General features: G+C 63.7%; 22 protein-coding genes. 5 read left to right on the forward strand and 17 right to left on the reverse strand.

Going from position 1 to position 23,087, the window contains the following annotated elements:
* Positions 1 to 103: 103 nt before the first annotated feature.
* Complete coding sequence (locus FJ978_RS18810; protein WP_023763816.1) at positions 104 to 904, forward strand: hypothetical protein; 801 nt, start codon at positions 104 to 106, stop codon at positions 902 to 904.
* 9 nt (positions 905 to 913) lie between these two features.
* Here FJ978_RS18810 and ptsP read toward each other — a convergent pair whose 3' ends face one another.
* From ptsP to FJ978_RS18835, 5 genes are all read right to left on the reverse strand, one after another.
* On the reverse strand, positions 914 to 2,881 hold the full coding sequence (gene ptsP, locus FJ978_RS18815) for a phosphoenolpyruvate--protein phosphotransferase (protein ID WP_140573252.1): 1,968 nt from the start codon (positions 2,879 to 2,881) through the stop codon (positions 914 to 916).
* A 57-nt stretch (positions 2,882 to 2,938) separates the two neighbouring features.
* Positions 2,939 to 3,319 (reverse strand): PTS glucitol/sorbitol transporter subunit IIA, encoded by a 381-nt coding sequence (locus FJ978_RS18820; RefSeq protein ID WP_140573253.1) that lies wholly within the window; start codon positions 3,317 to 3,319, stop codon positions 2,939 to 2,941.
* Positions 3,320 to 3,451: 132 nt separating this feature from the next.
* Positions 3,452 to 4,456, reverse strand: a complete 1,005-nt coding sequence (locus FJ978_RS18825; protein ID WP_140573254.1) for a PTS glucitol/sorbitol transporter subunit IIB — start codon at positions 4,454 to 4,456, stop codon at positions 3,452 to 3,454.
* 15 nt (positions 4,457 to 4,471) lie between these two features.
* Positions 4,472 to 5,233 carry a PTS glucitol/sorbitol transporter subunit IIC gene (locus FJ978_RS18830; RefSeq protein WP_140573255.1) on the reverse strand — a complete coding sequence of 254 codons (762 nt, stop codon included), beginning with the start codon at positions 5,231 to 5,233 and terminating at the stop codon, positions 4,472 to 4,474.
* A gap of 52 nt (positions 5,234 to 5,285) precedes the next feature.
* Positions 5,286 to 5,723: a transcriptional regulator GutM gene (locus FJ978_RS18835; protein ID WP_013892732.1), complete on the reverse strand. Its 438-nt coding sequence runs from the start codon at positions 5,721 to 5,723 to the stop codon at positions 5,286 to 5,288.
* A gap of 192 nt (positions 5,724 to 5,915) precedes the next feature.
* On the opposite strand from FJ978_RS18835, the gene FJ978_RS18840 reads away from it, so the two are divergent.
* Together FJ978_RS18840 and FJ978_RS18845 are read left to right on the forward strand one after the other, a co-directional pair.
* Positions 5,916 to 6,557: a hypothetical protein gene (locus FJ978_RS18840; protein WP_023763811.1), complete on the forward strand. Its 642-nt coding sequence runs from the start codon at positions 5,916 to 5,918 to the stop codon at positions 6,555 to 6,557.
* 80 nt (positions 6,558 to 6,637) lie between these two features.
* On the forward strand, positions 6,638 to 7,312 hold the full coding sequence (locus FJ978_RS18845) for an HAD family phosphatase (protein WP_140573256.1): 675 nt from the start codon (positions 6,638 to 6,640) through the stop codon (positions 7,310 to 7,312).
* 19 nt (positions 7,313 to 7,331) lie between these two features.
* Here the strand turns inward: FJ978_RS18845 and FJ978_RS18850 are convergent, their stop codons facing one another.
* The 6 genes from FJ978_RS18850 to FJ978_RS18875 form a co-directional block, all read right to left on the reverse strand.
* Positions 7,332 to 8,465 (reverse strand): DUF930 domain-containing protein, encoded by a 1,134-nt coding sequence (locus tag FJ978_RS18850; protein ID WP_140573257.1) that lies wholly within the window; start codon positions 8,463 to 8,465, stop codon positions 7,332 to 7,334.
* Positions 8,466 to 8,617: 152 nt separating this feature from the next.
* Positions 8,618 to 9,376, reverse strand: coding sequence for a 5'/3'-nucleotidase SurE (locus FJ978_RS18855; protein WP_140573258.1), 759 nt, complete (start codon positions 9,374 to 9,376; stop codon positions 8,618 to 8,620).
* A gap of 55 nt (positions 9,377 to 9,431) precedes the next feature.
* Positions 9,432 to 10,607, reverse strand: coding sequence for an MBL fold metallo-hydrolase (locus tag FJ978_RS18860; RefSeq protein WP_140573259.1), 1,176 nt, complete (start codon positions 10,605 to 10,607; stop codon positions 9,432 to 9,434).
* On the reverse strand, positions 10,607 to 11,680 hold the full coding sequence (locus FJ978_RS18865) for an ABC transporter ATP-binding protein (protein ID WP_140573260.1): 1,074 nt from the start codon (positions 11,678 to 11,680) through the stop codon (positions 10,607 to 10,609). Before FJ978_RS18865 ends, FJ978_RS18860 begins: the two co-directional genes overlap by 1 nt.
* Positions 11,668 to 13,371 carry an iron ABC transporter permease gene (locus tag FJ978_RS18870; protein ID WP_140573261.1) on the reverse strand — a complete coding sequence of 568 codons (1,704 nt, stop codon included), beginning with the start codon at positions 13,369 to 13,371 and terminating at the stop codon, positions 11,668 to 11,670. The genes FJ978_RS18865 and FJ978_RS18870 overlap by 13 nt, the downstream gene beginning before the upstream one ends.
* An 88-nt stretch (positions 13,372 to 13,459) precedes the next feature.
* Positions 13,460 to 14,446: an ABC transporter substrate-binding protein gene (locus FJ978_RS18875; RefSeq protein WP_140573262.1), complete on the reverse strand. Its 987-nt coding sequence runs from the start codon at positions 14,444 to 14,446 to the stop codon at positions 13,460 to 13,462.
* Positions 14,447 to 14,709: 263 nt separating this feature from the next.
* On the opposite strand from FJ978_RS18875, the gene FJ978_RS18880 reads away from it, so the two are divergent.
* Complete coding sequence (locus tag FJ978_RS18880; RefSeq protein ID WP_140573263.1) at positions 14,710 to 15,681, forward strand: sugar-binding transcriptional regulator; 972 nt, start codon at positions 14,710 to 14,712, stop codon at positions 15,679 to 15,681.
* A 17-nt stretch (positions 15,682 to 15,698) separates the two neighbouring features.
* Here FJ978_RS18880 and FJ978_RS18885 read toward each other — a convergent pair whose 3' ends face one another.
* The 5 genes from FJ978_RS18885 to FJ978_RS18905 form a co-directional block, all read right to left on the reverse strand.
* Entirely contained in the window at positions 15,699 to 16,067 is a 369-nt protein-coding gene (locus FJ978_RS18885) for a hypothetical protein (protein ID WP_013892722.1), read from the reverse strand.
* A 110-nt stretch (positions 16,068 to 16,177) separates the two neighbouring features.
* Positions 16,178 to 17,581, reverse strand: coding sequence for a pyruvate dehydrogenase complex dihydrolipoamide acetyltransferase (locus FJ978_RS18890; protein ID WP_140573264.1), 1,404 nt, complete (start codon positions 17,579 to 17,581; stop codon positions 16,178 to 16,180).
* A gap of 3 nt (positions 17,582 to 17,584) precedes the next feature.
* Positions 17,585 to 18,583 carry an alpha-ketoacid dehydrogenase subunit beta gene (locus tag FJ978_RS18895; RefSeq protein WP_140573265.1) on the reverse strand — a complete coding sequence of 333 codons (999 nt, stop codon included), beginning with the start codon at positions 18,581 to 18,583 and terminating at the stop codon, positions 17,585 to 17,587.
* Positions 18,583 to 19,611 carry a thiamine pyrophosphate-dependent dehydrogenase E1 component subunit alpha gene (locus FJ978_RS18900; RefSeq protein ID WP_140573266.1) on the reverse strand — a complete coding sequence of 343 codons (1,029 nt, stop codon included), beginning with the start codon at positions 19,609 to 19,611 and terminating at the stop codon, positions 18,583 to 18,585. Before FJ978_RS18900 ends, FJ978_RS18895 begins: the two co-directional genes overlap by 1 nt.
* A 2-nt stretch (positions 19,612 to 19,613) precedes the next feature.
* The gene (locus FJ978_RS18905; protein ID WP_140573267.1) at positions 19,614 to 20,942 is read right to left on the reverse strand and encodes an NAD(P)H-dependent oxidoreductase; all 1,329 of its coding nucleotides are present in this window, start codon (positions 20,940 to 20,942) and stop codon (positions 19,614 to 19,616) included.
* A 217-nt stretch (positions 20,943 to 21,159) separates the two neighbouring features.
* Between FJ978_RS18905 and FJ978_RS18910 the strand changes: the two genes are divergently transcribed.
* A complete protein-coding gene (locus FJ978_RS18910) occupies positions 21,160 to 22,203 on the forward strand; it encodes a hypothetical protein (RefSeq protein ID WP_246678165.1) in 1,044 nt (347 codons plus the stop codon).
* A 20-nt stretch (positions 22,204 to 22,223) separates the two neighbouring features.
* On the opposite strand, the gene FJ978_RS18915 is transcribed toward FJ978_RS18910, so the two are convergent.
* Entirely contained in the window at positions 22,224 to 23,012 is a 789-nt protein-coding gene (locus tag FJ978_RS18915) for a 3-hydroxybutyrate dehydrogenase (protein ID WP_140573268.1), read from the reverse strand.
* Positions 23,013 to 23,087 lie beyond the last annotated feature (75 nt).

A 23,087-nucleotide genomic window follows, 5' to 3' on the forward strand; every position in this document is an offset into this window, starting at 1 on the left:
CGTTTTAGTATCGCCTATTGATCTGCCAATCGATAGGAACAATGTAGTGTTGGTGGCTGGCTGCTGCTGACGGCCCTCCACGGCACTTTCGAGGCGACCCGCGATGCTCCGACAAATCTCCGAAGATGTCCGCGTCAACCTGAAGGACCGGTTGCGGGAAGTCCGCGACATCATCCGCCAGAGCCGCCATGACGGCACCGGCGACGCCAGCCTGCTGCACGAAGCCACCAGTCACTTGCCGCCATTTCCGGGCAAAGGCATCGAAGGCCTGCTCAGCCACGCCGCGAGTGCCGTCGACGAAGCCCTGTCGATCGCCGAATCCTTTGTCCCGCACGAGCGCCCGATCAAGGTCGACGGAACGACCGTAAAGGGCCTCGGCACCTATTTCCCGGCCGGAAACGAGGACCGGCAGTTGAGCGCGGAGCGCCTGTTCCGGCGCGACATGTACTATCTGACCAAGGCGGTGCTTGCCGGGCTGAAGATCGACAATGCCCGTATCCATGAAGCCGATTTCGCCGCCGTTCATGCCACGATGCGCAAGCGGCATGGCGATCTGCTGGCCGCGCTGACCGCGCCCGGTGCCGGCCTGCAGGCGATCGCGGCCACCTGTTCGGCGCTGCTGGTTGAGTGCCTCGCCCAGCGTCCGGTCCGCTTTGGCGAAACCGCCCCGGAAACGACGGCGGCGGGTGACCGGGCACTCGACATAAGCTGTCTGGCACCGGTCGTCTTGGCTTGCGGCCTGGCGACGACCGGCCGCGACGGCGCGCCGGAGCCCGACATGCTGGAGATCGCGATCCTGGCGGCCGATATACGTCACGACCGCATCGCTCAGGCCTGCGGCAGGGCGAGCCCGGTCAATGAACTGACGCCTGTCTTCGCCACCCTGCTTGCGCATTTGCCGTAGCTCAGGGATTTAGTCCCCGGCGATGGCCATGATCGTTTTCTTGGCGCGCTGGATCGAGGCCGGGCTCATCGAAAGTTCGGTCAGCCCCATCTCGAGGAAGGTGGGGATGAGATCCGGCCGCCCGGCCGCCTCACCGCACATGCCGACCATGATGCCGGCGGCGACGCCGGCCTTGGCCGTCAGCTCGATCGCCGACATGACGGCCGGATTGGTGACGTCGTTGAGCTTGGCCACCGTCGGGTTCAGCCTGTCGGCGGCCATGATGTACTGGGTGAGATCGTTGGTGCCGATCGAGAAGAAGGCCACTTCTTTTGCCAGCGCCGGCGCGATCAGCACGGCGGCCGGGGTCTCGATCATCACGCCGAGGCCGAACGTTGCGTAAGGTGCGCCTTCGGCCTTCAGCTCGGCGGCGCATTCATCGACCAGTGCGCGGGTGCGCGTGACTTCGGAAATATCGGACACCATCGGCAGCATCACCTTGACGTTGCCGTGCACGGCTGCCCGGAGCAGCGCCCTGAGCTGGCGCTTGAAGATATCGGGCCGGTCGAGGCACATGCGGATGCCGCGCCAGCCGAGGAAAGGATTCTCCTCGTCGGGGAATTCGATGCCGGCAATCGGCTTGTCGCCGCCGATGTCGAGCGTGCGCACGATGACCGGGTAGGGTGCGAAGGCCTTGGCCAGCGCCGCATAGGTCTCGGCCTGCATGTCCTCCGAGGGGAGATGCATATGGCGCATGAACAGAAGCTCGGTGCGGAACAGGCCGACGCCCATGGCGCCGGCTTCCTGCGCCGCCTCGATCTCTTCCAGCGAGCCGATATTGGCCGCGACCTCGATAACCCTGCCGTCGGCGCGCTTCGGCGTCACCGTCTTGAAGACGCTAAGCCCTGCACGCTCCTTTGCCGCCGCTTCGACGCGGCCGGCGAAATCGGCGCGCACCGCCGCATTGGGGTCGACGATCACCTGGCCGCTGTTGCCATCGAGCGCCACCTCTTGCGCGGCACGCAGGGCATTGACCTGGTTGCCGAGGCCCAGCACCGCCGGAATGCCGTGCGAGCGGGCGATGATGGCGATGTGCGAGGTGGCGCCGCCATGGCCGCAAACCACCCCGCCGATGCGTTTCAGCGGCGCGCGCGCCAGATCCCAGGCGCCGATGTCGTCGGCGATGAGAATGGCGCCTTCGGGAATGTTTTCGAGGCTGACGTCGTCTTGGCCCAGCAGCACCAGGCAAATCTGCCGCCCGACGGCATGGACATCGTCGGCCCGGGCATTGAGATAATGATCGTCGACGGCGCTGAAATCGGCGGCGATGGTAGAGGCGGCGGTAATGACGGCCGAAACCGCGTCATTGCCGCCCCTGATGGCCTTTTCGGCCTCACCGGTCAGGCTGTCGTCGGCGGCGATATCCCTGAGCGCGGCGACGATGCCGCGATCTCCGGCCGACAGGGTGTCCTGCGCCAACGCCCGGTCCATGCGCGCCTGGACGGCTGCAATGGCGGCGCGGAACCTGTCGATCTCGCCGGCGATCTCGTCGGCCTGCAACATGCGGCCCTGCCCGGCAATGTCGGGCGGGAAATGCGCGAAGGCCGGCCCGATGGCGACCCCTTCGCTCGCAGCGACACCGCGCAAGCTGTTTGCTTCGCTGGATGCGGCCGGCGCCGGTTGAAGCGCCGGTGCAGATGCGGCATCATTCGCCGGGGTCTGCGGTTCTTCATCGTCGAGACCGGCCTTGGGGTTTTCCAGATAGCCGATCAGCGCCTCGATGGCCTCGATGGCGTCGGCGCCATTCGCCCGCACCGTGACTTCCTGGTTTTCCTTGACGGCCAGCAGCATCAGCTTGACGGAGCTCTTGGCGCTGACCGCCTTGCCGTCTTTGACCAGCTCGACATCGGATTCGAAACCCTTGGCGAGCTTGACGAACCGCGTGGCGGGACGGGCGTGCAAACCTTCATGCACTCTGACGATGGTCGAGCGTTCCATGGCAAATACTCTGCTTTTCCCAGCGCCATGACCAGACGGGCAGCGGCGCGAATGCTTTCAGGCGGCGATGGTGATGATCGCGTCTGTCTTCAGGGCGGCCACAAGCGCCTGTGTATCGACCTGCGATGCACAGATCTCGCCCGGCCTCTCGGCCTCGCTGGCGCCGTTGAAGGAGATGACGACATGGCCCATCTCGAGGACCTTGCTCCATGCGCTGGAGCCGACCGCGGTTATGGTCGCGGAAACGTCGCCAAGGGTGATCGACGCGCCCTTTTGCGGCGCGCCGTCGCTAGGTCCGTGCTCGGTCTTGTGGAGCACGGAAACCTCGGCCAGCTCCGGCGGCGAGCCATCCGCGAACAGGATGACCACGCCCCCTTCGGCAAGATCCGCCACTTCGGGGCCGATTTCAGTGACCCGTGTTCTCAACAGAACCGTCATATGGCGAACCTCATTTTTCAATTCTTCTGAGAGTGGCTCATCGTTTTATGGAAACGGCGAGCCACTCTATGTCTTTTGTTTTGAAGCAATTCCGGACGGAAAACCGTGGAACACTTCCCCGGAATTTGCCTTTTAAAACACGATCAGGCTGACGATCCAGGCGATCAGCACCGAGACCGGACCCATGATCTGGCGGCTGATGAGCACCGCCGGCACACCGATTTCGATCGTCTTCGGCTTGGCTTCGCCCAGCGCCAGGCCGACCGGAACGAAGTCGCAGCCCACCTGGGTGTTGTAGGCAAACAGCGCCGGCAGGGCCATCGCCGGCGAAATCGTACCATTGGCGATCTGCGGACCGATGATGGCGACGCCGATGACCTGCGCGATGACCGCGCCTGGCCCGAGGATGGGCGACAGGAACGGCAGGCCGCAGATCGCCGAGATGATCAGCAGGCCGACGATGTTGTTGGCCAACGGTCCCATCGGCTGGGCCAGCACGTCACCGATGCCGGTGTACAGGATCAGGCCGATGAGCATGGTCACGAAGGCCATGAACGGCAGCACATTGCGGACGACCTGGTCGATGGTGCGGCGGCCGGAATTGAAGAAGATGCCGACCACCCGACCCATGACGCGGCCGATCGAGCTGATCAGGCCGATAAGCCCGCCTTCGCTCGGCAGCGGCTGTGGTGCCGCGGCTGTATTGTTATTGTTCGAACTCATCGATGCTGCTCCCCCCGCAGTGGTGACCGCTTCGGATCCGTCCGCCATTGTGACGTTGGCCGGCTTCACGCCCGAAACGTAGATGTCTTCCGTGATGAACTGGGCGAGCGGCCCAGCCTGGCCGACCGGCGTCAGGTTGACGGTCGGGATGCGCTTGCGCGGATAGACGCCGCAGCGAGCGGTCCCGCCGCAGTCGACGACGACGACCGCCATCTCGCCTTCCACCGGCGGCGCCTTGAAGCCGTCGACGGCCGTGGCGCCGGTCATGTCGGCGATAAGTTGGGCCACGGGATGAATGCCGCCGCCGGTGACGGAGACGACCTTGTCGCGCTGCGCTGTCGGCTCGATGACGAGCGGGCCGCCCCAGCCTGTGTTGCCCCTGGAGATGCGTACGGCTTTGTATGTCTTGGCCATGATGTCCTCCCGCCCTTACAGCTCGACGCCCTGGCGGCGTGCCATGATGGCGGTGATGCGCTCGGTCAGCATGCCCTTGAGCAGGATGACGACGAGGCCGACGATGGCGTACCAGATCGCCACCTTGACGTGGTAACCGGCAACGACCGCACCCTTCTTTTCCAGCTCCAGAAGCGCGACGAGAATGCCGCCCCAGACGAAATATTCGCCGGGATTGATGTGCGGGAACAGGCCAAGCGGCGGATGCACGTAGGACACGGCCGCGTCATAGAAGGCCGGCTTGTGCTTTTCTTCCAGGAACGATCCGAACGTATAGGCCATCGGATTGGTGAGGAAGAACACCGCCAGCAGCGGCAGCAGCGTGTAGCGCGTCAGCGCGATACGGCCGGCGCCGCGCGCCAGGCCATGCACGCGTTCTTCGCCGACCAGCTCGGTGACGGCGTAGAAGGCGGTCATCAGCACCACCAGCGTCGGGATGATGCCGGTGACGAAGCCGGCGAACACTTCGCCGCCCTTCTGGAAGATGCCGATAAAGTATTTGCCGATGGCGGTCAGCCAGCCGAGCTGCTCTTCCTGCTGGACCTCTTTCAGCTTTTCCTTGAACTGATCGACTGTGATCGGTCCGCTGTCCGCCTGTGCGAGGACAACGAGATGGTCGGAGGCATGCTCGATGGCGAGCTTGCCATGCAAAGCAGCATCCGAGACCATGGTACCTGCGACATGCAGATTGTGCACGGCCATGTCGGCATGCTGCGCCAACAACGAAAATACAGACATTTCTCCTCCTTATGCCGCCCGCCGGTTTATCCCAGTCGGTGCGCGGCGTGCTTTAGGCCCTTGCTACGTTCAAACCGGATAGGCCCGGCTTCTTCCCCGGCTCCGACCGTGCTTTGTCGATCTGCTCGATCGCGCGCTTCACGGCCTCGGCCACACCGGGTTCCCCCTCCCCCATGATTGCAGGGTTGGACCGGAGTCGATCGAGGGCAACGCCCTCGAATTCTTGAAATCTCTTGAATTTGGTGAAGACGGAACGGCCGCTCATCACCATCACGCGGCGCACGACCAAGTCAGGCGTCACCACGACCAGCGCGATGGTGCCCTTGGCCAGCCGGCCGCGAAAATTGCCGGCTCCGACAAAGCCATCCTTGTACTGGTCGGTGACACCGCGGAAGACATCCGAATAGTGCCGCATCTGCAGCCAGACGCCGAGCGACTGCAGCGCCCACACAATAACCAGCAGAAGCAGTCCCCACTGCCAAATCGCCATTCGGTTCTCCTCCCGAAGTCTCAGTTGAAGCGCACCTTGGACCGGCGCGCGACAACAGCAAAGTGAGAACATTTGTTTCCACGAATGTCAATATGTATGATATTGACCCTGGTCACGGTCATCCACAGGGCCGTCGGCCGATTTCGGCGGCGGCACGGCTGTGCTAGCCTGTGACGAAACGGGATGCGTGAAATGGAACTGCCCTTCAGGGACGAACTGGCCCTCATGCCCGACCTGCGCCACCGGTTGCGGCAGCTGCGCTGGTTCCGCGCCACCTTCCGCGGCAGCGCCAAGGTGGTCTCGGACACGTTCGGCGTGCGTTTCGAGATCGACGAGGCGAAGCTGACCCGGGCTTTTCTCGACTGGGTCGAGATCATGGAAGAGCAGAAGCGCTTCGCCGCGGTCGACCGCGCCGACTTCATCGTCTTCGCCGCCGGCCTCGTGCTGCGCGAATTGATCAAGCAGGCGCCGGCCAGGGAAATCTCGGGCCTCGCGCAGCTCATCGAGACGGACCAGAATGCCGGCACGCTGGAAATCATCCGCTTCTGGCCGGAAGGCTTCCTCTACACCAACTACTGCGTCTCGGTCATTTCGGCGATCTACGAGCAGGAATTCGGCACGGCACCCAGCATCGACAAATGTGCCGACGATCTGCGTACCTGGTGGTCCTATCGCGAGAACGTCACCGAGATGCCGGCCTACGCGGTGGCTTTCCTCGACCGCTTCCTCGGCGCCGAACCGAACTGGATCACGCCCGACCGCGCGCAGTCCCGGCAAGCCATGCAACGGGCGCTCGGATCCGCCCGCGCCAGCGACGCACTGCGCCAGCTTTGACCCCACCACAAACATCGCGCTATTGAACATTTGACTTTTTGCCGATAGCGATGTGCGAAATCGAGTCCGGAGAGAAGCGCGTGGCGCGACCAAGGCCCATCATTTTCGATTGCGACGGCGTCCTCGTCGACAGTGAGCCGCTGGCCGCCAGGGCCTATGAGCGCGTCTATGAAAAGCACGGCATGCCGGGCGTCCATGGCGGCATCATCGCCCAGTGCGTCGGCATGAAGCAGTCCGACATCATCATCCGAATCAAAGAGTTAACCGGCCACCAGTTTCCCGCTTCGGCGGCCAGCGACATCTGGGCCGAGACCAAGATCCTGTTCTCCGAGGAATTGAAGCCGACACCAGGAATTGCCGCGTTCTTGGAAACGCTCGAGGGCGACCGCTGCGTTGCCTCGTCATCGTCGGTCGAGCGCATCAACCACAGCCTTGCCGTCACTGGTCTGGCAGGGTTTTTCGGCGACGCGATCTACAGTTCCTCGATGGTCAAGAACGGCAAGCCCGCGCCGGACATCTTCCTGTTCGCCGCCGCCAGGATGGGCGCCAATCCAGCCGATTGCATCGTCATCGAGGATTCGCCCTTCGGCATCCAGGGCGCGGTCGCCGCCGGCATGACGGCGATCGGCTACACCGGCGGCGGCCATACCTATGCCGAGCATGGCGCGCGGCTGATGGCGGCCGGCGCCGATTTCGTCTGCGCCGACTGGCAAGAAGTTAGCCGGCAATTGTCTGGGCTCGGCGTGCCCGCCTAATTCAGTGGTTAGAACAATTCTAAAGAGGCCGCGGCCATTGGCTGCGTGGGATCACGGCGCCGACACGGAAGTTGAACGACAAAACCCTCGTCGCCTCGGTGTCGACCTCGCACCGGAAGCTCAACTGGTACCAAGTGGTCATCGTGCTGAAGGCCGCCTCCGGTCGGCTGAGAACATTGCCTGCCTTAAGCGGAATGGTTGGCAGCCATTTGGGAGAATAGTCGGCCTGCTGCAATTCCTGGTTCAGTACGTTGGCGCAAAGGTTGGCAATGCGCTGATCGCGCGGCACGTTCTCCATGGAGCTTGTGGCGAACGCATTGCCGGTTGCCCCCTGCGAGTAAAGCTTTCTAACGCCCGGAAGGCCGGAATAGACCGGCGATCCCGCAACCTCGTTGTTCGTCGAACCCGACTTGCCTGCATTCCCGCCTGGGGCCTTCAAGGCTCTTGCGGATTTGAACTTCATAGGCTTTGAAGGTTTGGGCTTTGCCTTTTCGGCCGAGGCTGGAGGCGCCGGCTTACCACCGGTCTCAGGCGCCAATGGCTCTAGTGTCCCAACCGCTTGCTTTTCGGCGGGTTGCGGTGCGACCTCCGGCGGCTGTTTGTCAGTATCCTCGGCCGCCTGCTTCTCCTCGCTTTGCGCGGACCTTTCAACCGGCGCAACGGTCGCCGGCTTCTCGTCAGGCTTGCTGGGCTCCGCCTTCTGCTGTGACGTTGCAGCCGGAGCGGGCTGGGTCGGCGCGGGTGCTACAGGCGGCTTCGCCGCCTCATCCTTGGCCGGCGACGGCGTGTTGGGCTTGGCGCTGCTACCGTCGAGCGATTTCTCCGGCCCGGTATCTTTCTGGCCGTACTGGAAAACGCGCTTCAGAACCTGTTCGTTTGGTGGTTTCGGCGGTTCCGGAGGCGGCTTCTGTTCAGGCGGTTTTTCAGCCTTCTTTTCAGGTGTCGGCTCCGGCGGCTTTGGGGCAGGTTTCGGCTTAGGCGTCTCGGGCGGCGGCACGATCGCGACATTGACGGGCTGTTCCTGCTGATCCGGTTGCTGCTCGGATCTCGGCAGGCCAAAGAACAAGAACCCTGCGATCAAGGCATGCAGGATCAGCGATGCGGCCAAGGCCCATCGCCAACTGCGAAACCATTCTCGTATCTTGCCGTTCATTGCGCCCGATGTGGAATGAAATAACGGCGGCTTCAAGCATAAGCATTGGATTGACGCGATTTAGCCGCTGACAGGTTGGTGATCCACGGTCGCGGGCCGGAGAGACCAAAGTGCTGGCACGGTTCAAGCGGCTCGACGATCCAGACCTCGGATCAGCCAGCTTGCCGCTGGCTCGGGATCCCGTCCAGAAACCGTTCGTCCAGCGGCGTTTCGCCAAACCAGTACAGCCGATTGATGCTGACGAAGCCGGCATCGATCGCAGCGTTCTCGTCGCCCGGCTCGCTTGCATGGGCACGACCGCGCGGCACGGTGATGACGGTGCGATCGCCATCGCTTTCCAGGATTTCGGCCGTCCGGCCGATCTTGTCGCGGCCTATGCGTGGCTGACGAATCTCGGCCGGCAGCGCCGTCGGCAGGTTGACGCTCAGCCAATGCCCCTCGCTTGCCCAATCGGCGCGCGATTGCCACAATGAAGCAATCAACGTGCCGAGCCACTGGTCGTCGCCATCGGTAAAATCAGGATTCTTCACACGCGAAAAGCCGATCGCCGGGACGCCCCAGAAGGTCGCTTCCCGCGCAATGCCGAGCGTGCCTGAATAGGCGAGGTCTTCGGCGACGTTGCGGCCGTCATTGACGCCCGACAGCACGAGGTCTGGCTTCTTCTCATCGGCAAATAGCCACGTCATCGCGCTCACCACGCAATCGGCCGGCGTGCCGGAGCAGGAGTACCAGTTCGGCTTGACGCGCCGCATCGTCAAAGGTCTCGCGATCGTCAGCGAAGACCCGGCGGCGGTGCGCTTGCCATCGGGCGCCACCACCCAGACATCGTCGCTCAGACCAATGACCGCGTTGACGAGACGGGCAAGTCCCGGCGCTTCGATGCCGTCATCATTGCAGATCAGGATTCTCATTGTTTACTCCCCAGAGCATGGTGCCGAAAAGTGTGAAGCGGCTTTTCGGACGACATCATGCTCGATCTCCTTGACTTAGAGCCGGCACCGCGATGCGCTGGCCGGTACGGCATTGCGTGCGCAGCGACGGGATGTGGGTTTTCAGGTCATTCAGAAGATCGGTCGTGCAGGAATGACCGAGCGCGTCGGGCCGTCCCGCCTTCTCCCAGATACCGACATTGCCCGACAGCGTCGGATGGGTGGGCATGCGCACCCAGTCGGCACGGCCGGCCTTGTGCAGGAGATCGCCCGGTGAACCGGCGGGCAGATGTCCGGTAACCAGCACCGGCAACCCGGCCTGTTCGGCGCGCGGCAGAAGGCGCGACGACGGACCGGCCGCACCCATGCCGTCATCCGCGAGCAGCGGCAAGGCCGGCAAAGGATCGGCATCGGTCCAGTCGGCGGCGCTTGCCAAGCGGGCACGCAGCAGTTCGGAAACGCCTGGCAGCAAGGCCGCCGTGGCGCCGATCTGCGCTTCCAGCGATAAGCGCATGCCGGCGTGAACGGCAAACGGCCCCGGCAAGGCCGCGATCAGCTCCAGCGATCGTCCCGACAGCGGCGTCGGCAGCAGGCACCCATCTGAATGCCTTGCCACCCACTGCGAGATTTCGCGCGCCCGCGCCGCTCCCGGCACAGGGTCGGCGCCGTAGGAGGCATCGAAGACCAGAAGATCGCAGTGCGGGATCGTATCCATGACGAAGACGCTACTGTCCGGCACCACGTCGGCCGAATAGGCGACACGGCTTTTCCCGTCATCGACGGCGAACCAGACGCCGCCTACGACATGCCCCGACCGTCCCGTCCTGATCGCCAAATTGCCGCTTTTCAGCGTGTCGCCGGGTTCGAAGATTTCGATACGATCGTCTGGAATTGGAAAACGCTTGAAGTCCGCGGGATCGGCATAGGCGGCAAGTGTCGCCGGCGCCTCGTCGCGGGTCTCGGCCGTCACGAAGATCGGGCCGGCATAGCCGCGCGACAGCAGCCAGCTCAGCGCACCGACATGATCCTCATGCGCATGCGAAACGAAGACCGCGTCGATGTCGGCGACCGACCCGTCGAGCGCCGGATAGTATTCCGCCCCCGAGGCACCAACCTTGATGCCGATATCGAGCAGGATGCGATCGCGGCCGCTGCTGACGGCGAGGCTGGTGCGGCCCTTTTCGCCAAAGCCGCCAAGCAAGTCCAGCATCATCACGATGCTGCCCCCGGGATCAGCCAACCGGACTTTATGCGCAGCCGTGCCTGGGCTCCGCTCTCCAGGATCACCGGATCGGGCTGTTCGAAATGCAAGGTGAGATCGGGACCGGCGGAAGGCGTGAATTCGATGCGCGCGGCACCACCCTGGTAGATCACCCGCTTGACGAGGCCGTCAAAGCCGGGTCCGTCAGGCGAAACGCCGAGATCGGCCGAGCGGCAGCATATCTTTGCGCCGGCGCGTGGCTGCTCACCGGCCCGGCAGCGAACGACCAACTCGGCTCCGAGAACCCTGACCTTGCAGTGACCGGCATCTTCGGCGCTCAGCACATCGGCAGGGAGCAAAATTCCATGCGAAATGAAGGAGGCCACCATCTCATTTGCCGGCTCATGATAGAGCTCGCGCGGCGTCGCCAGCTGCGCAAGGCGCCCATGATCCATCACCGCGATGCGGTCGGCCAGCGCCATCGCCTCGGCCTGGTCGTGGGTGATGTAGACGATGGTCGTGCCCGTGCGCTTGTGGAAGGCGGCGAACTCGTCTTCCATCGAGGCTCTCAGATGCACGTCGAGATTGGCGAGCGGCTCGTCGAACAGCACCAGCGACGGCGCGGCGACCAGACAACGCGCCAAGGCAACGCGCTGACGCTGCCCGCCGGAGAGATTGGCGGGCCTGCGCTCGCCCAAGCCCTGCAGGTTGACCAGGGTGAGTGCATCCTCGACCTTCCGGCGCGCCGCCGCTTTGTCGAGCTTCGCCACCTTCAGCGAATAGCCGATGTTTTCGGCGACCGTCATATGGGGCCACAGCGCGTAGTTCTGGAAGACGATGCCGACGCGCCGCTTTTCCGGCGCGACGCTGCCGCCCTTGGCCGACACGATTTCGCTGCCGATGCGGATCTCGCCTGACGTTACCTTCTCGAATCCGGCGACGAGCCGCAGCAGCGTGGTCTTGCCGCAGCCGGACGGCCCGAGCACCGCCAGGAACTCGCCGTCGGCGACGTCGATCGATACGTCCTTCAGGGCGTCGAAATCGGCGAAGCTCTTGGTCACATGGTCCAGGGTCAGTCGCGCCATGGCAGAACTCCGCTCGGAAGATGAGGGGCAAGCAGATTGGTCACCAGCATCAGCACGAAGGTAACCGCGACCGTGATGACGGACATCGCCGCCGCGTAGTTGGAATCGCCGCCCTGCTCGAAGGAAAACATCACCACGCCGATCGTCTCCGACCCGGACGACCACAGCAGCGCCGAGACGGTGAGTTCGCTGAGCGCCGTCATGAAGATCAGCAGTCCGCCGGCGATCGCCGCTGGTGCCACCAGCGGAAAGATGATGGTGCGCATGCGCGTGAACAGCCCGGCGCCCGCCACTTGCGCCGCTTCCTCTAGCGCCCGGTCGATCTGGTGATAGCCGCTGATGGTCGGCCGCAGAGCCAGCACCAGGAAGCGGGCAAGGTAAGCGTAGAGGATGATCCAGACCGTGTTGTAGAGCTGGATGCCGGTCAGCGGGATCGGTCGCAGGAAGAGCAGCAGCGAGGCGATCGCCAGCACCACGCCGGGCAAGGCATAAGGCAGTTCCACCGACAGATTGAGCAGCCGCACCCAGCGCTGCTTGCCCCAAGCGATCAGATAGCCGATCGGCACTGCGACGAGGACCGCGAAGAAGGCCGCCGCGATCGACAGCCAGAAACTGTTGAAGAAGGCGCGGCTCGCCGCATCGTGCTCGAACAGCACGAAGCGATAATTGTCGAGCGTCGCCGTCTTGGCGGTGAGCGCAATGCCGTAGCCGGGCACCAGCGAGGTCAGCACCAGCCCGAATAACGGCAGGAACAGGACCAGCACGATCAGCAGCCACATGCCGGCCTGGACGGCGGGGCGCCAGCGGCCAAGCTCGTAGGGTTCGGCCGGCAGCGACGTGGAGCTGATGCGGTAGTCGCGGCGGCGGCTCATGAGCTCCTGGGCGAGAATACCCGCCATGGCGATGACGCCGATCAGCACCGACAGGAACGCCGTTTCGCCAAGCACGGCGGGGCCGCCGCCGGCCAGCTTCTGGTAGATGAGCGTCGGCAGCACGAGATAGTTGGCGGGAATGCCGAGGAAGGCCGGGATGCCGAAATTGCCGACGCAGGAGACGAAGGCCAGTGCCGCCGCGGCCATGATCGACGGCGTCATCAGGGGCAGCACGATGGTGACCAGCACGGTGAACCAGCCGGCGCCGCCGGCGCGTGCCGCCTCGACCAGTTCGCGCGGCAGCTTGCGCAGGCCGGCACGCACCAGCAGGAAGACCAGCGGGCCATACTGCACGCCGAGCAGCAGGATGATGCCCGAGGTCGAATAGAGCGGGTTTTTGGTGCCGAGCGGCGGGGCCGCGCCGAACAGCTTGAGAAACGGACTGGCCGGGCCGAACAGTTGCAGCCAGGCCAGCGCCGTCACCTGCGGGGCGATCATCAACGGCATGAAGTAGCAAAGCACCAGCGCACCGCGGCCGCGTATGTCGGTCAGCGTGATCAGCACCGCAACCAGCGTTCCCGACAGCACCGCCAGCAGGGTGCCGCCTATGCCGATGACCAGCGTGTGCCAGGTGGCGATCCAGGTCGCCGGGCTTCTCAGCCCGGCCTCGATGGCCACGGTCGACATCGTGCCGCCAGGCGCCACGATCTCCTTGAGGAGCCGCAGCATCGGCAGCAGGGAAAGCAGCACGATGACGACGGCCACCGCCGCCGTCAGGGCCGTTTCCTGGCCCCGACTTTCCCTTATCCGTGTGGACATGATTGATTTTCCTGAGATCGATCCGCGATCGGCTTTGTTCGTACGGTTTGGGATGCCGCCGAGACGGCATCCCGAAGCGATTGCCGGCTCAGCCGCCGAACAGCTCGGAGAACTTCGCCTTGTCGGCGTCGGTCTTGGCGACGATCGCCTTGGTGTCGAACGGCATCACCTTGACCTTGACGCCTTCCGGCATCCAGTCGGGACGGCCGACCGAGGCACGCGCCGGCAGGTAGCCCATGGACAGCGCCAGCTTCTGGCCATCATCGGAAAGAATGAAGTCGACGAACTTCTTGGCGCCGTCCACATTCTTGGCGGTCTTCATGATGGCGACCGGTTCGGTCACTGCAGGCACGCCCTCGCTGGGGAACACGAACTCGACCGGCGAGCCTTTCTTCTTGGCATTCATCGCCATGAAGTCGACCAGGATGCCATAGGGCTTCTCGCCCGATGCCACCGACTTCAGCACCGCGCCATTGCCGCGCACGCTGACGGTGTTGTTGGTCTTCAGCTTCTGAAAGAAATCCCAGCCATAGTTGGCGTCACCGACGAAGCCCGAGAGCAGGTAGGCGGCGGCTCCCGAGTAGAGCGGGCTCGGCATGACCAGGCCATCGGCATAGGCGGGCTTGGCGAGATCGGCCCAATGCTCTGGCTTTTCGGCGGCAGCGGTGTTGTAGACGATGCCGGTGGTGATCAGCTTGCTGCCGAAATAGGTCTTGTCGGAATCATAGGTGTCGGCCTCGATGCCATCGAGCTTGGCCTCGGGATAGGGCATCAGCCGGCCGTCCTTTTTCAACAACTCCATCGAGACCGCGTCGGCGATCAAAAGCACGTCGGGCTGCGGGCTGCCGGCGGCGAACTCAGCCGCCATTTTGGTCAGGATGTCGCTGGTTCCGGAGCGATAGATGGTCACGTCGATGCCGGGCTGCGCCTTCTTGAAGGCGTCCACGGTCTTGGCCGCGTCGGCCTCGGGCTGCGATGTGTAGAGCGTCAGTGTTTCGGCGTTTGCCGCGCCGGCAAACAAAGTTGCCGCGAGCGCCAGCTGGCTGGCCAGCAGCTTGATGAAGTGCGTCTTCATGAGACCTCCTGTCTTGTCTGTGCATGACCGGTCCGGCCCCTGGCCGGCTCCCCGTCTCTTCCTCCCTGCACGGCGCATATGACTGGTGGATGACACAGCGCGTGAAACCCACAAAATATGTTCATATGTACAATGTCAATTACAAATGAACAGAGATGTGCAACAATCGGCATGCCGCAACCCGGCATCCGGTTGACATCCGGCCGGCGTTTCTCCGATGAGGACAACGCGGCCCGGCCATGGCTGATGAGGGACCAGAAGACATGCCCACGCAAAAACCCACACCGGCCCGCCTGCCGATGGTGTCGTCGGATCTCAACGTCAAGACAGCCTGGCTCTATTATGTTGAGGGCTTCACGCAGGAGCAGATCGCCGAGAAGCTCGATGTCTCCCGGGTGAAGGTCATGCGCACGCTGGCCGCCTGCACCGCCGAAGGCATCGTCGTCACCATGATCAACGCGCCGACCGCCGAGCAGGTGGCGCTCGAACGAGCGCTTGAGAAACGCTGGGGCCTCAACGCCGCGGTCGTCATTCCGACACCCTCGGCCCAGGACCATCTGGAAAAGGCGATCGGCCACGCCGTCGCCGCCTTTCTCGGCGAGCAGATGCAGGACGGCATGACGCTCGCCATCGGCGGCGGCGCGACGCTGCATGCCAGCCTGGGCTTTCTCGCCCGCCGGCAGTTGAAGCGCGCCTCGGTGGTGGCGCTGGTCGGCAGCCTGCCGCATTCGCAATGGATCAACCCGTCGATCGTCGCCGCCAAGGTCGCCGATGTCTTCGAGGTCGACAGCTATCAGATCACTGCGCCGGTGACGGTCGACGATCCCTCGCTTCGCGATCTCCTGTGGGCGCAACCAACCCTGCAGGATGTGCGGCAGCGCGCGGCCGCCGCCGACATCGCGTTGCTCACGGTCGGCGACATGTCGCCGGACGCCACCATCTTCCGGCACGGCATCGTGCCGTCGTCGCTGATCGTGTCGCTGAAGGCGAAAGGCGCGGTCGCCAACATGCTGTGCTACTTCGTCGATGCCGCGGGCCGGCTGGTCGACCACGAGGTCAATCGGCGCGTCATGGCCATCGATCTCGAAATGGTCGGCCAGGTGCCGAATGTCGTGCTGGCCGCCGGCGGAAAACGCAAGGTTGCCGCGATCCTCGCTGCGCTGAAGGCCGTCAGCACCAATGTGCTGATCACCGACAGCGACACGGCGACCGCGCTGCTGGCCAAAAGCGGCTAGGAGTGATCCTGTTCGAGCTAGATAAGTCCGCGTTCGCGCAAAAAATCCTCGACGCCGACATGGGTCATGGATTCGAACTCGGCGATCGCCTCGGCCACCCGCTTGCGCTGGGCGGCCAGCAGCGTGAACACCTGCTTCATCTCACCGGAAACGCCAAAACGGCTCCACCGCTCGGCGATATGCATGGGCAGGCCGATATCGGCGCAGAATGCATCCAGGCTGTCGTAGCCGAGGCTTGCGACAAGCTGCTTCGTCTCCTCCGCCGACATGCGCGGTTCGAAAGCATGGTCGTGCAGGCGCTGCGCCACCAGCTTGATGTCGGATGGCGAGGCGCCCATGACCTTGCCAAACAGGGTTTTGACATCAGATGGGTCGAATGCGGGCATGCTGGCCTCCCTGGATCGCGGTCCACAGAGAAGATGGGTCAAGGGTCGGCGCCTGACAAGTCATTTCCGCCGTAAGCCGGCGCACCATCCGACACCGGCTGGCAAGAGGCCTAGACCAGCATGCCCATCGGATTTTCGATCAGCCGCTTGAAGGCGACCAGCAGTTCGGCGCCCAGCGCTCCATCGACGGCGCGATGATCGGTCGACAGCGTCACCGACATCACGGTGGCGATTTTGATCTCGCCGTTCTTGACCATCGCCCGCTCCTCGCCGGCACCGACCGCCAGGATCGTCGCATGCGGCGGGTTGATGACGGCGGCAAAGTCCTTGATGCCGAACATGCCAAGATTGGAGACGGCGGTGGTGCCGCCCTGATACTCTTCCGGCTTCAGCTTGCGGCTGCGGGCGCGGCTTGCCAGATCCTTCATCTCGTTCGAGATGGTGGACAGCGTCTTTTCGTCCGCGCGCCGGATGATCGGCGTGATCAGGCCACCGGGGATCGAGACGGCAACCCCGACATCGGCATGCTTGTGCTTGACCATGGCGCTTTCGGTCCACGAGGCGTTGGCATCCGGCACCGCCTTCAGCGCCAGCGCCATCGCCTTGATCACCATGTCGTTGACCGACAGCTTGTAGGCCGGCGCCTCGCCCTTGTCGGTCTTCTTCACCGGCGCCGCCGCGTTGATCTGCGTACGCAATGCCAAGAGTGCATCGAGCTCGCAGTCGAGCGTCAGGTAGAAATGCGGGATGGTGGTCTTGGCCTCGACGAGGCGCCGCGCGATCGTCTTGCGCATGTTGTCGTGCGGGACGAGTTCGTAGGAGCCGGGTTCGAACAAACGCAGCACGTGACCCTCCCCCTTGAGGGGAGGGTGGCCGGCCGAAGGCCGGTCGGGTGGGGTCGGTTCGACCGGGCTCAACGCAGGAGCGGTGCCTCCTGAGACGACCCCCTCTGTCGGCTTCGCCGACATCTCCCCCTCGAGGGGGGAGGAAAGCGCGGCGTCTATGTCGGCTTTTACAACACGGCCATATGGGCCCGTGCCTGCGATATTGGAAAGTGCAATGCCTGCTTCCCGAGCCAAGCGCCGAGCCAAAGGCGTCGCGCGGGTTTTCCCCTCCCCCTCGAGGGGAGGGTGGCCGGCCGCAAGCCGGTCGGGTGGAGTCGGTTCGACCGGGTTCAACGCAGGAGCGGTGCCTCCTGAGACGCCCCCCTCTGTCGACTTCGCCGACATTTTCCTCTCGATGGGGGAGATTGGCGCCTTGTCTCCATACGCCTCCCCGTCAGCATAGATCCAGGCAACAGCCGCGCCCACCGCGATATCGACACCTTCTTTGCCGGTGACGTCGCGCAGCACGCCGCTGGCCGGTGCGTCGATCTCCATCGCCGCCTTGTCGGTCTCGATCTCGAACAGCACGTCGCCCTTCTTGACGTGCGCACCTTCCTCGGCGAACCAGCGCGAAATCTGTCCGGTCGCCATGTCCATGTCGACCTTGGGAAGAATGACTTCGGTCGGCATCTCTCAGCGAACCCCTTTCACGAGGTCGCGCGCGGCGGTGATGATGTCGGGAACCTGCGGCACGGTGGCCTTTTCCAGCTCCGGATTGTAGGGGATCGGCGTCTCTGCGCCGCCCAGCCGCACGATCGGCGCGTCGAGATAGTCGAACGCCTCGCTCTCGGCGATCATGGCGCTGACCTCGGCGCCGATGCCCAGCGTCTTGACCGCCTCGTAGACGCACATCAGCCGCGAGGTCTTCTTGACGCTGTCGATGACGGTCTGCTTGTCCATCGGTCGGATGGTCCTGAGGTCGACGACCTCGACATCGATGCCTTCGGCTTCCAGGGTGGCCGCGGCGTCGAGCGCCTTCTGCACCATGATCGAGGTGGCGACGATGGTGAGGTCGCAGCCCTCGCGGCGGATATCGGCCTTGCCGATCGGCACCGTGTAATAACCTTCGGGCACCGGCCCCTTCATCTTGTAGAGCAGCTTGTGCTCGAAGATCATCACCGGATCGGGATCGGCGACCGCCGCCAATAGCATGCCCTTGGCATCGTAGGGCGTTGCCGGCTGGATGACCTTGAGGCCGGGCACATGTCCGAGCCAGGCTTCGAGGCTCTGGCTGTGCTGCGCGGCCGCGCCGGTGCCGGAGCCGGCGGGAAAGCGCATCACCACGGGAACCGAAACCTCGCCGCCCAGCATGAAGCGCATCTTGGCCGCCTGGTTGACGATCTGCTCCATGGCGAGCGTCGCGAAATCGGAAAACTGGAATTCGAATATCGGCCGCATGCCGGTGAGGGCCGCACCGACCGCGACGCCCGCGCCGCCCAGTTCCGAAATCGGCGTGTCCATCACGCGGTCCGCGCCGTAGCGTTCGACCAGGTCGCCGGTCACCTGGAAGGCGCCGCCATAGACGCCGATATCCTCTCCCATCAGGAAGACGCGCTCGTCCATGTCCATGGCGATCGCCATGGCTTCCTGGATCGCCTGGGCGTAGCTCAGTTCACGCACCATCGCGTCCATCACGCCTGCTCCGTATAGACATACTTTCCGGTCTCGCTGATGTCCGGCGACGGACTTGCCTTGGCGAATTCGATGCCGTCGGCGATTTCCCGCGCCACCGCATCGCGGATGGCCTCGATGCCCTTGTCGTCGATGAAGCCGAATTCGCGCAGCTCGTTTTCGAACAGGGTGATCGGGTCGCGGTTCGACATCCAGTCCTCGATCTCCTCCTTGGTGCGATAGCGGTTGCGGTCGCTCTTGGAGTGGCCGCGATGGCGGTAGGTCTTGGATTCGATCAGCGTCGGCCCCTCGCCCGCCCGCGCACGCTCGATGGCCTTGTAGGAGGCCTCGGCCACCTCGGAGAAGATGTTGCCGTTGACGATGACGCCCGGCATCGAATAAGCGGCGGCGCGGTCGGCGATGTTCTTGACCGCGGTCGAGCGAGCCGTCGACGTCGACATGCCGTAGCCATTGTTCTCGCAGACGAAAATGACGGGCAGCTTCCAGATCGCCGCCATGTTGAGCGCCTCGTGGAAGGCGCCTTCATTGTTGGCGCCGTCGCCGAAGAAGGACACGACAACCTTGCCGGTTTTCATCCTCTTGGAGGAGAGCGCTGCCCCCACCGCGATCGGAATGCCGCCGCCGACGATGCCGTTGGCGCCGAGATTGCCCTTGCCGACATCGGCGATGTGCATCGAGCCGCCGCGACCCTTGCAGTAGCCGGTGGTCTTGCCGAAGAACTCGGCGAACATACGCTTGACCTCGGCGCCCTTGGCGATGCAGTGGCCGTGGCCGCGATGGGTCGAGGTGATCTGGTCATCCTCGCCAAGCGGCATGCAGATGCCCATGGCACTGGCCTCCTGGCCGATCGACAAATGCATGGTGCCGTGGATGAGGCCGCGCGTGTAGCACTCCTCCGCGCCCTCTTCGAAGCGGCGGATGAGGTACATCTTGTAGAGCACCTGCTTGAGTTGCTCGGCGCTGTACTGGCGATAGACGAAGGGCAGGTTGGCGCGGCTGTCCGCCACGGCTTTGCTCAATCCAGCCATGGTCAGGCTCCAACGGTTCCATAGACGAGCTTGTCCTGGCGCGCGCGCAGTTCGGCGATCTTGGAGCCCGGAGCCGGGGCCGCATTGGCATAGGTGATGAGCTCGCCCTTCTTGATCGGCGCCGTCACCGAGCCGCCCTGCAGCAGGCCGCAGGGAATGGCCCGGGCGGCATGCGCGTCCGGCGCCGTCATGATCCAGGCGCGGTAGCAATATTCGCCGATCGCATCGAGCTTCTCGCCCGGCTTCATGTCCTTCTTGGCCACGGCGGCGACTTCGGCCACCGGCTTGGCCAGCGGCACCATGTCGGCCTTGCCGTAGAGCACGACGCGGGCGCAGGTCAGCGGCACTTCGAGCGAAGTCAGGTGATAGGGGCGGTGGAAGGTGAAGTACGGGCCCTTGCCCATCTTCAGATCTTCCATGCGCTCCGAAATGCGCGGGTGCGACATGTCGGCGACGACGAAGACGCCGGGTGCGACACCCTTGCCGATCGAGTAGTCGACGACGCCGACCCTGGACAGCACGCCGCCATCCTTCTGCGGCACCAGCACTTTCGAGAGTTCGCCGAGCGTCGCGGCCGGGCCATGCATGCCGGCCTTGTCGGGTACCAGTCCGGTGGCGTTGGCGATCGCCGCCATCTCGACCATGGTCTTGGAGCCGTCTACGAATTCGACCAGCATGCGCACATTCATGTGGCGGCGCCTGGCCTCTTCCTCATAGGCGGGCGGCGTGGCGTCGACGTTGAGCGGGTTGTTCTTGCCCTTGCCGGCGGCGACGATCGGATGGCCCATGGCCGAGACGAACTCGATCAGTTCCATGCAGGAGGACGGCTCGTCGCCGGCGCCAAGCGAATAGGTGACGCCAAGCCGGTCGGCCTCGCTCTTCAGATAGGCGCCGATGGTGACGTCGGCCTCGACATTCATCATCACCAGGTGCTTGCCGTGTTCCATGGCGCGCAGCCCAATCTCGGCGCCGACGGCGGGAACGCCGGTGGCGTCGATGACGACATCGATGAGGTCATTGTTGATGACCAGGCTGGCGTCATTGGTGACCGCCACCTTGCCGGCCTCCATGGCGGCCGTCATCGCCGAAGCGTTCGACACCTCGCGCGCGTGGCCGGTTTCCTGGAAGGCGATGTCCACCGCCTTGCTGGCGGCGGGCAGGTTCAGTTCGGAAATCGCGCCGATCTCGATGCCGGACATATGCGCGACACGGGTAACGATATCGGTTCCCATCTCGCCGGAGCCGATCAGGCCGATACGAATGGGCTTGCCCGACTTGCCGCGTTCCTCGAGATCGCGGGCAAGGCCCGTCAATGAAACATTGGAAGCCATACCGCTCATTCCTCCCGTAGTGCAGGCCATGTTCAAGTGCTTGACGGGTATTGAACATCTGTATTCCTGTCAAGACTAATGTCCAAATTCGGTGCTTTTTGACGCGCCTTCGCGGAGGCTGCGGCGCCCTAGGCAACGGCAGCCGCACGGCGGGTGCATATCGACAGGCAGGCGCGGCGGCGGGGCTTCCCGACGCCGGGAACAAGCAGGCCGGTCCATGGCCGACCAGCGCTATCCAGACACAGACGGGCGCGGTGGCGTTGACGCTGACGCCGTCAAGCACTGCCTCCACGGCTTGACTTGTGAGAAAGCAGGCTTCGGCCTAATAAAGCCACAGCTCATTCAGGGCCGGGGAATTTGTATGCGCTGGAACCCGAGAAGGGTCCTGATCGATCTGCTGAACCAGAACCGGCCTGTCAGAGCAGCCAAGGCATTGCGAAATGCCTTGATTGAACGCAACTTCCGTGGACGCGGCGTTGCGGAAGGTTTGAAATTCGCCGACGAAGTGCGGCGAACCGGTGATCGGCGATTTTGTTTTGTCATTGCCTTCAACACCCCTTGGGTCATCGACGCGATGGCCCGCTCCTGGGAGCTGTATTCGTCCGGAATGACGCTGGTCGTTGTCGACAACTCTCCAAAGCAATCGGCTCGCACCCGTATCGAGGAAATCTGTCGAGCGCGGGGCGTCCCCTATTTCGGCTTGCCCCGAAACTGGGAGCGTCATCCCAACCGGTCGCATGGAACGTCCATGAACTGGATCTTTCACAATATCATCCGGCCGATGCAGCCCGAGCTGTTCGGTTTTCTGGATCACGACTGCTTTCCGATCATCCCCGTGGACATTCCCGCGACCATGGAAGGAAAAGTCGTCTATGGCACAAAGCGCCGGTCAACATCGGATCGCCAAGCGTGGTTCTTGTGGGCAGGATTCTGCTTCTTCCGCTTTAGCGCCATGGAGAATGTGGACATGGATTTTAACCCCCGCTTCATCCACGGAATGGACACTGGCGGAGGCAACTGGGCTGGACTCTATCGCCTGCTCGGCGAAAACGATGTCTTGGATGCGCCAGCCACTACGGCTCATCTGAACCTCGGCGAGGCCGACTCCGGTCATCAGATGTTGGGCAGCGCCTTTCTGCATATCGGCGGCGCTGGCTACCGGAAGTTGATCAACACCCAGCGATACCGGCGGCTGGTCTCCAACTATTTGTGGGAGACCTATCTGCATGGCGATGAGAACCGCCTCGTTAAGGAACTTTGACCAAACTCAGGCCATAGCCTCTACTGTGCCGTCCAGCCGCCGTCCATTGGCAAGGTCGTCCCGGTGATCTGCCTGGCTGAATCCGAGCACAGGAACAGCGTCAGCGCCGCAAGCTCCTCGACGGTGACGAATTCCTTCGTCGGCTGTGCGGCGAGCAGCACGTCGTGCTTGACCTGCTCCTCGGTCATGCCGCGCGCCTTCATCGTGTCGGGTATCTGCTTTTCGACCAGCGGCGTCCAGACGTAGCCCGGCGCGATCGCGTTGACGGTGATGCCGTCCTGCGCAACTTCCAGCGCCACCGTCTTGGTCAGGCCTGCAATGCCGTGCTTGGCCGAGACATAGGCCGACTTGAACGGCGAGGCGACCAGCGCATGCGCCGACGCCGTGTTGATGATGCGGCCCCATTTGCGCGCCTTCATGCCGGGCACCACCGCCTTGATGGCGTAGAAGGCTGCCAAAAGATTGATGCGGATGATGGCTTCCCACTTGTCGTCGGGAAAGTCCTCGATCGGTGCGACGTGCTGGATGCCGGCATTGTTGACCAGGATATCGAGACTGCCGAACGCGGCCTCGGCGTCATGCACCATGGCGCTCACCGCAGCCCCATCCATCATGTTGGCATCGGAATAGCGGCACTTGACGCCGAAATCCTTCTCGATGCCGGCGCGTTCCTGCTCGATCGCGGCGGCATCGCCAAGGCCATTGATGGTGACGTTGGCGCCTTCGGCGGCAAAGGCGCGGGCGATGGCCAGGCCGATACCGCTGGTCGAGCCGGTGACGAGGGCATTCTTCGAAGACAGGGAACCCATGGTGATCTCGCGCGAAGTGGGAGGGAACATGACGATATAATTGTGCGTCGCAACATGACAATGGCAGAGCCATGT

It is taken from the genome of Mesorhizobium sp. B1-1-7 (genome assembly GCF_006442705.1).
Lineage (GTDB): Bacteria > Pseudomonadota > Alphaproteobacteria > Rhizobiales > Rhizobiaceae > Mesorhizobium > Mesorhizobium opportunistum.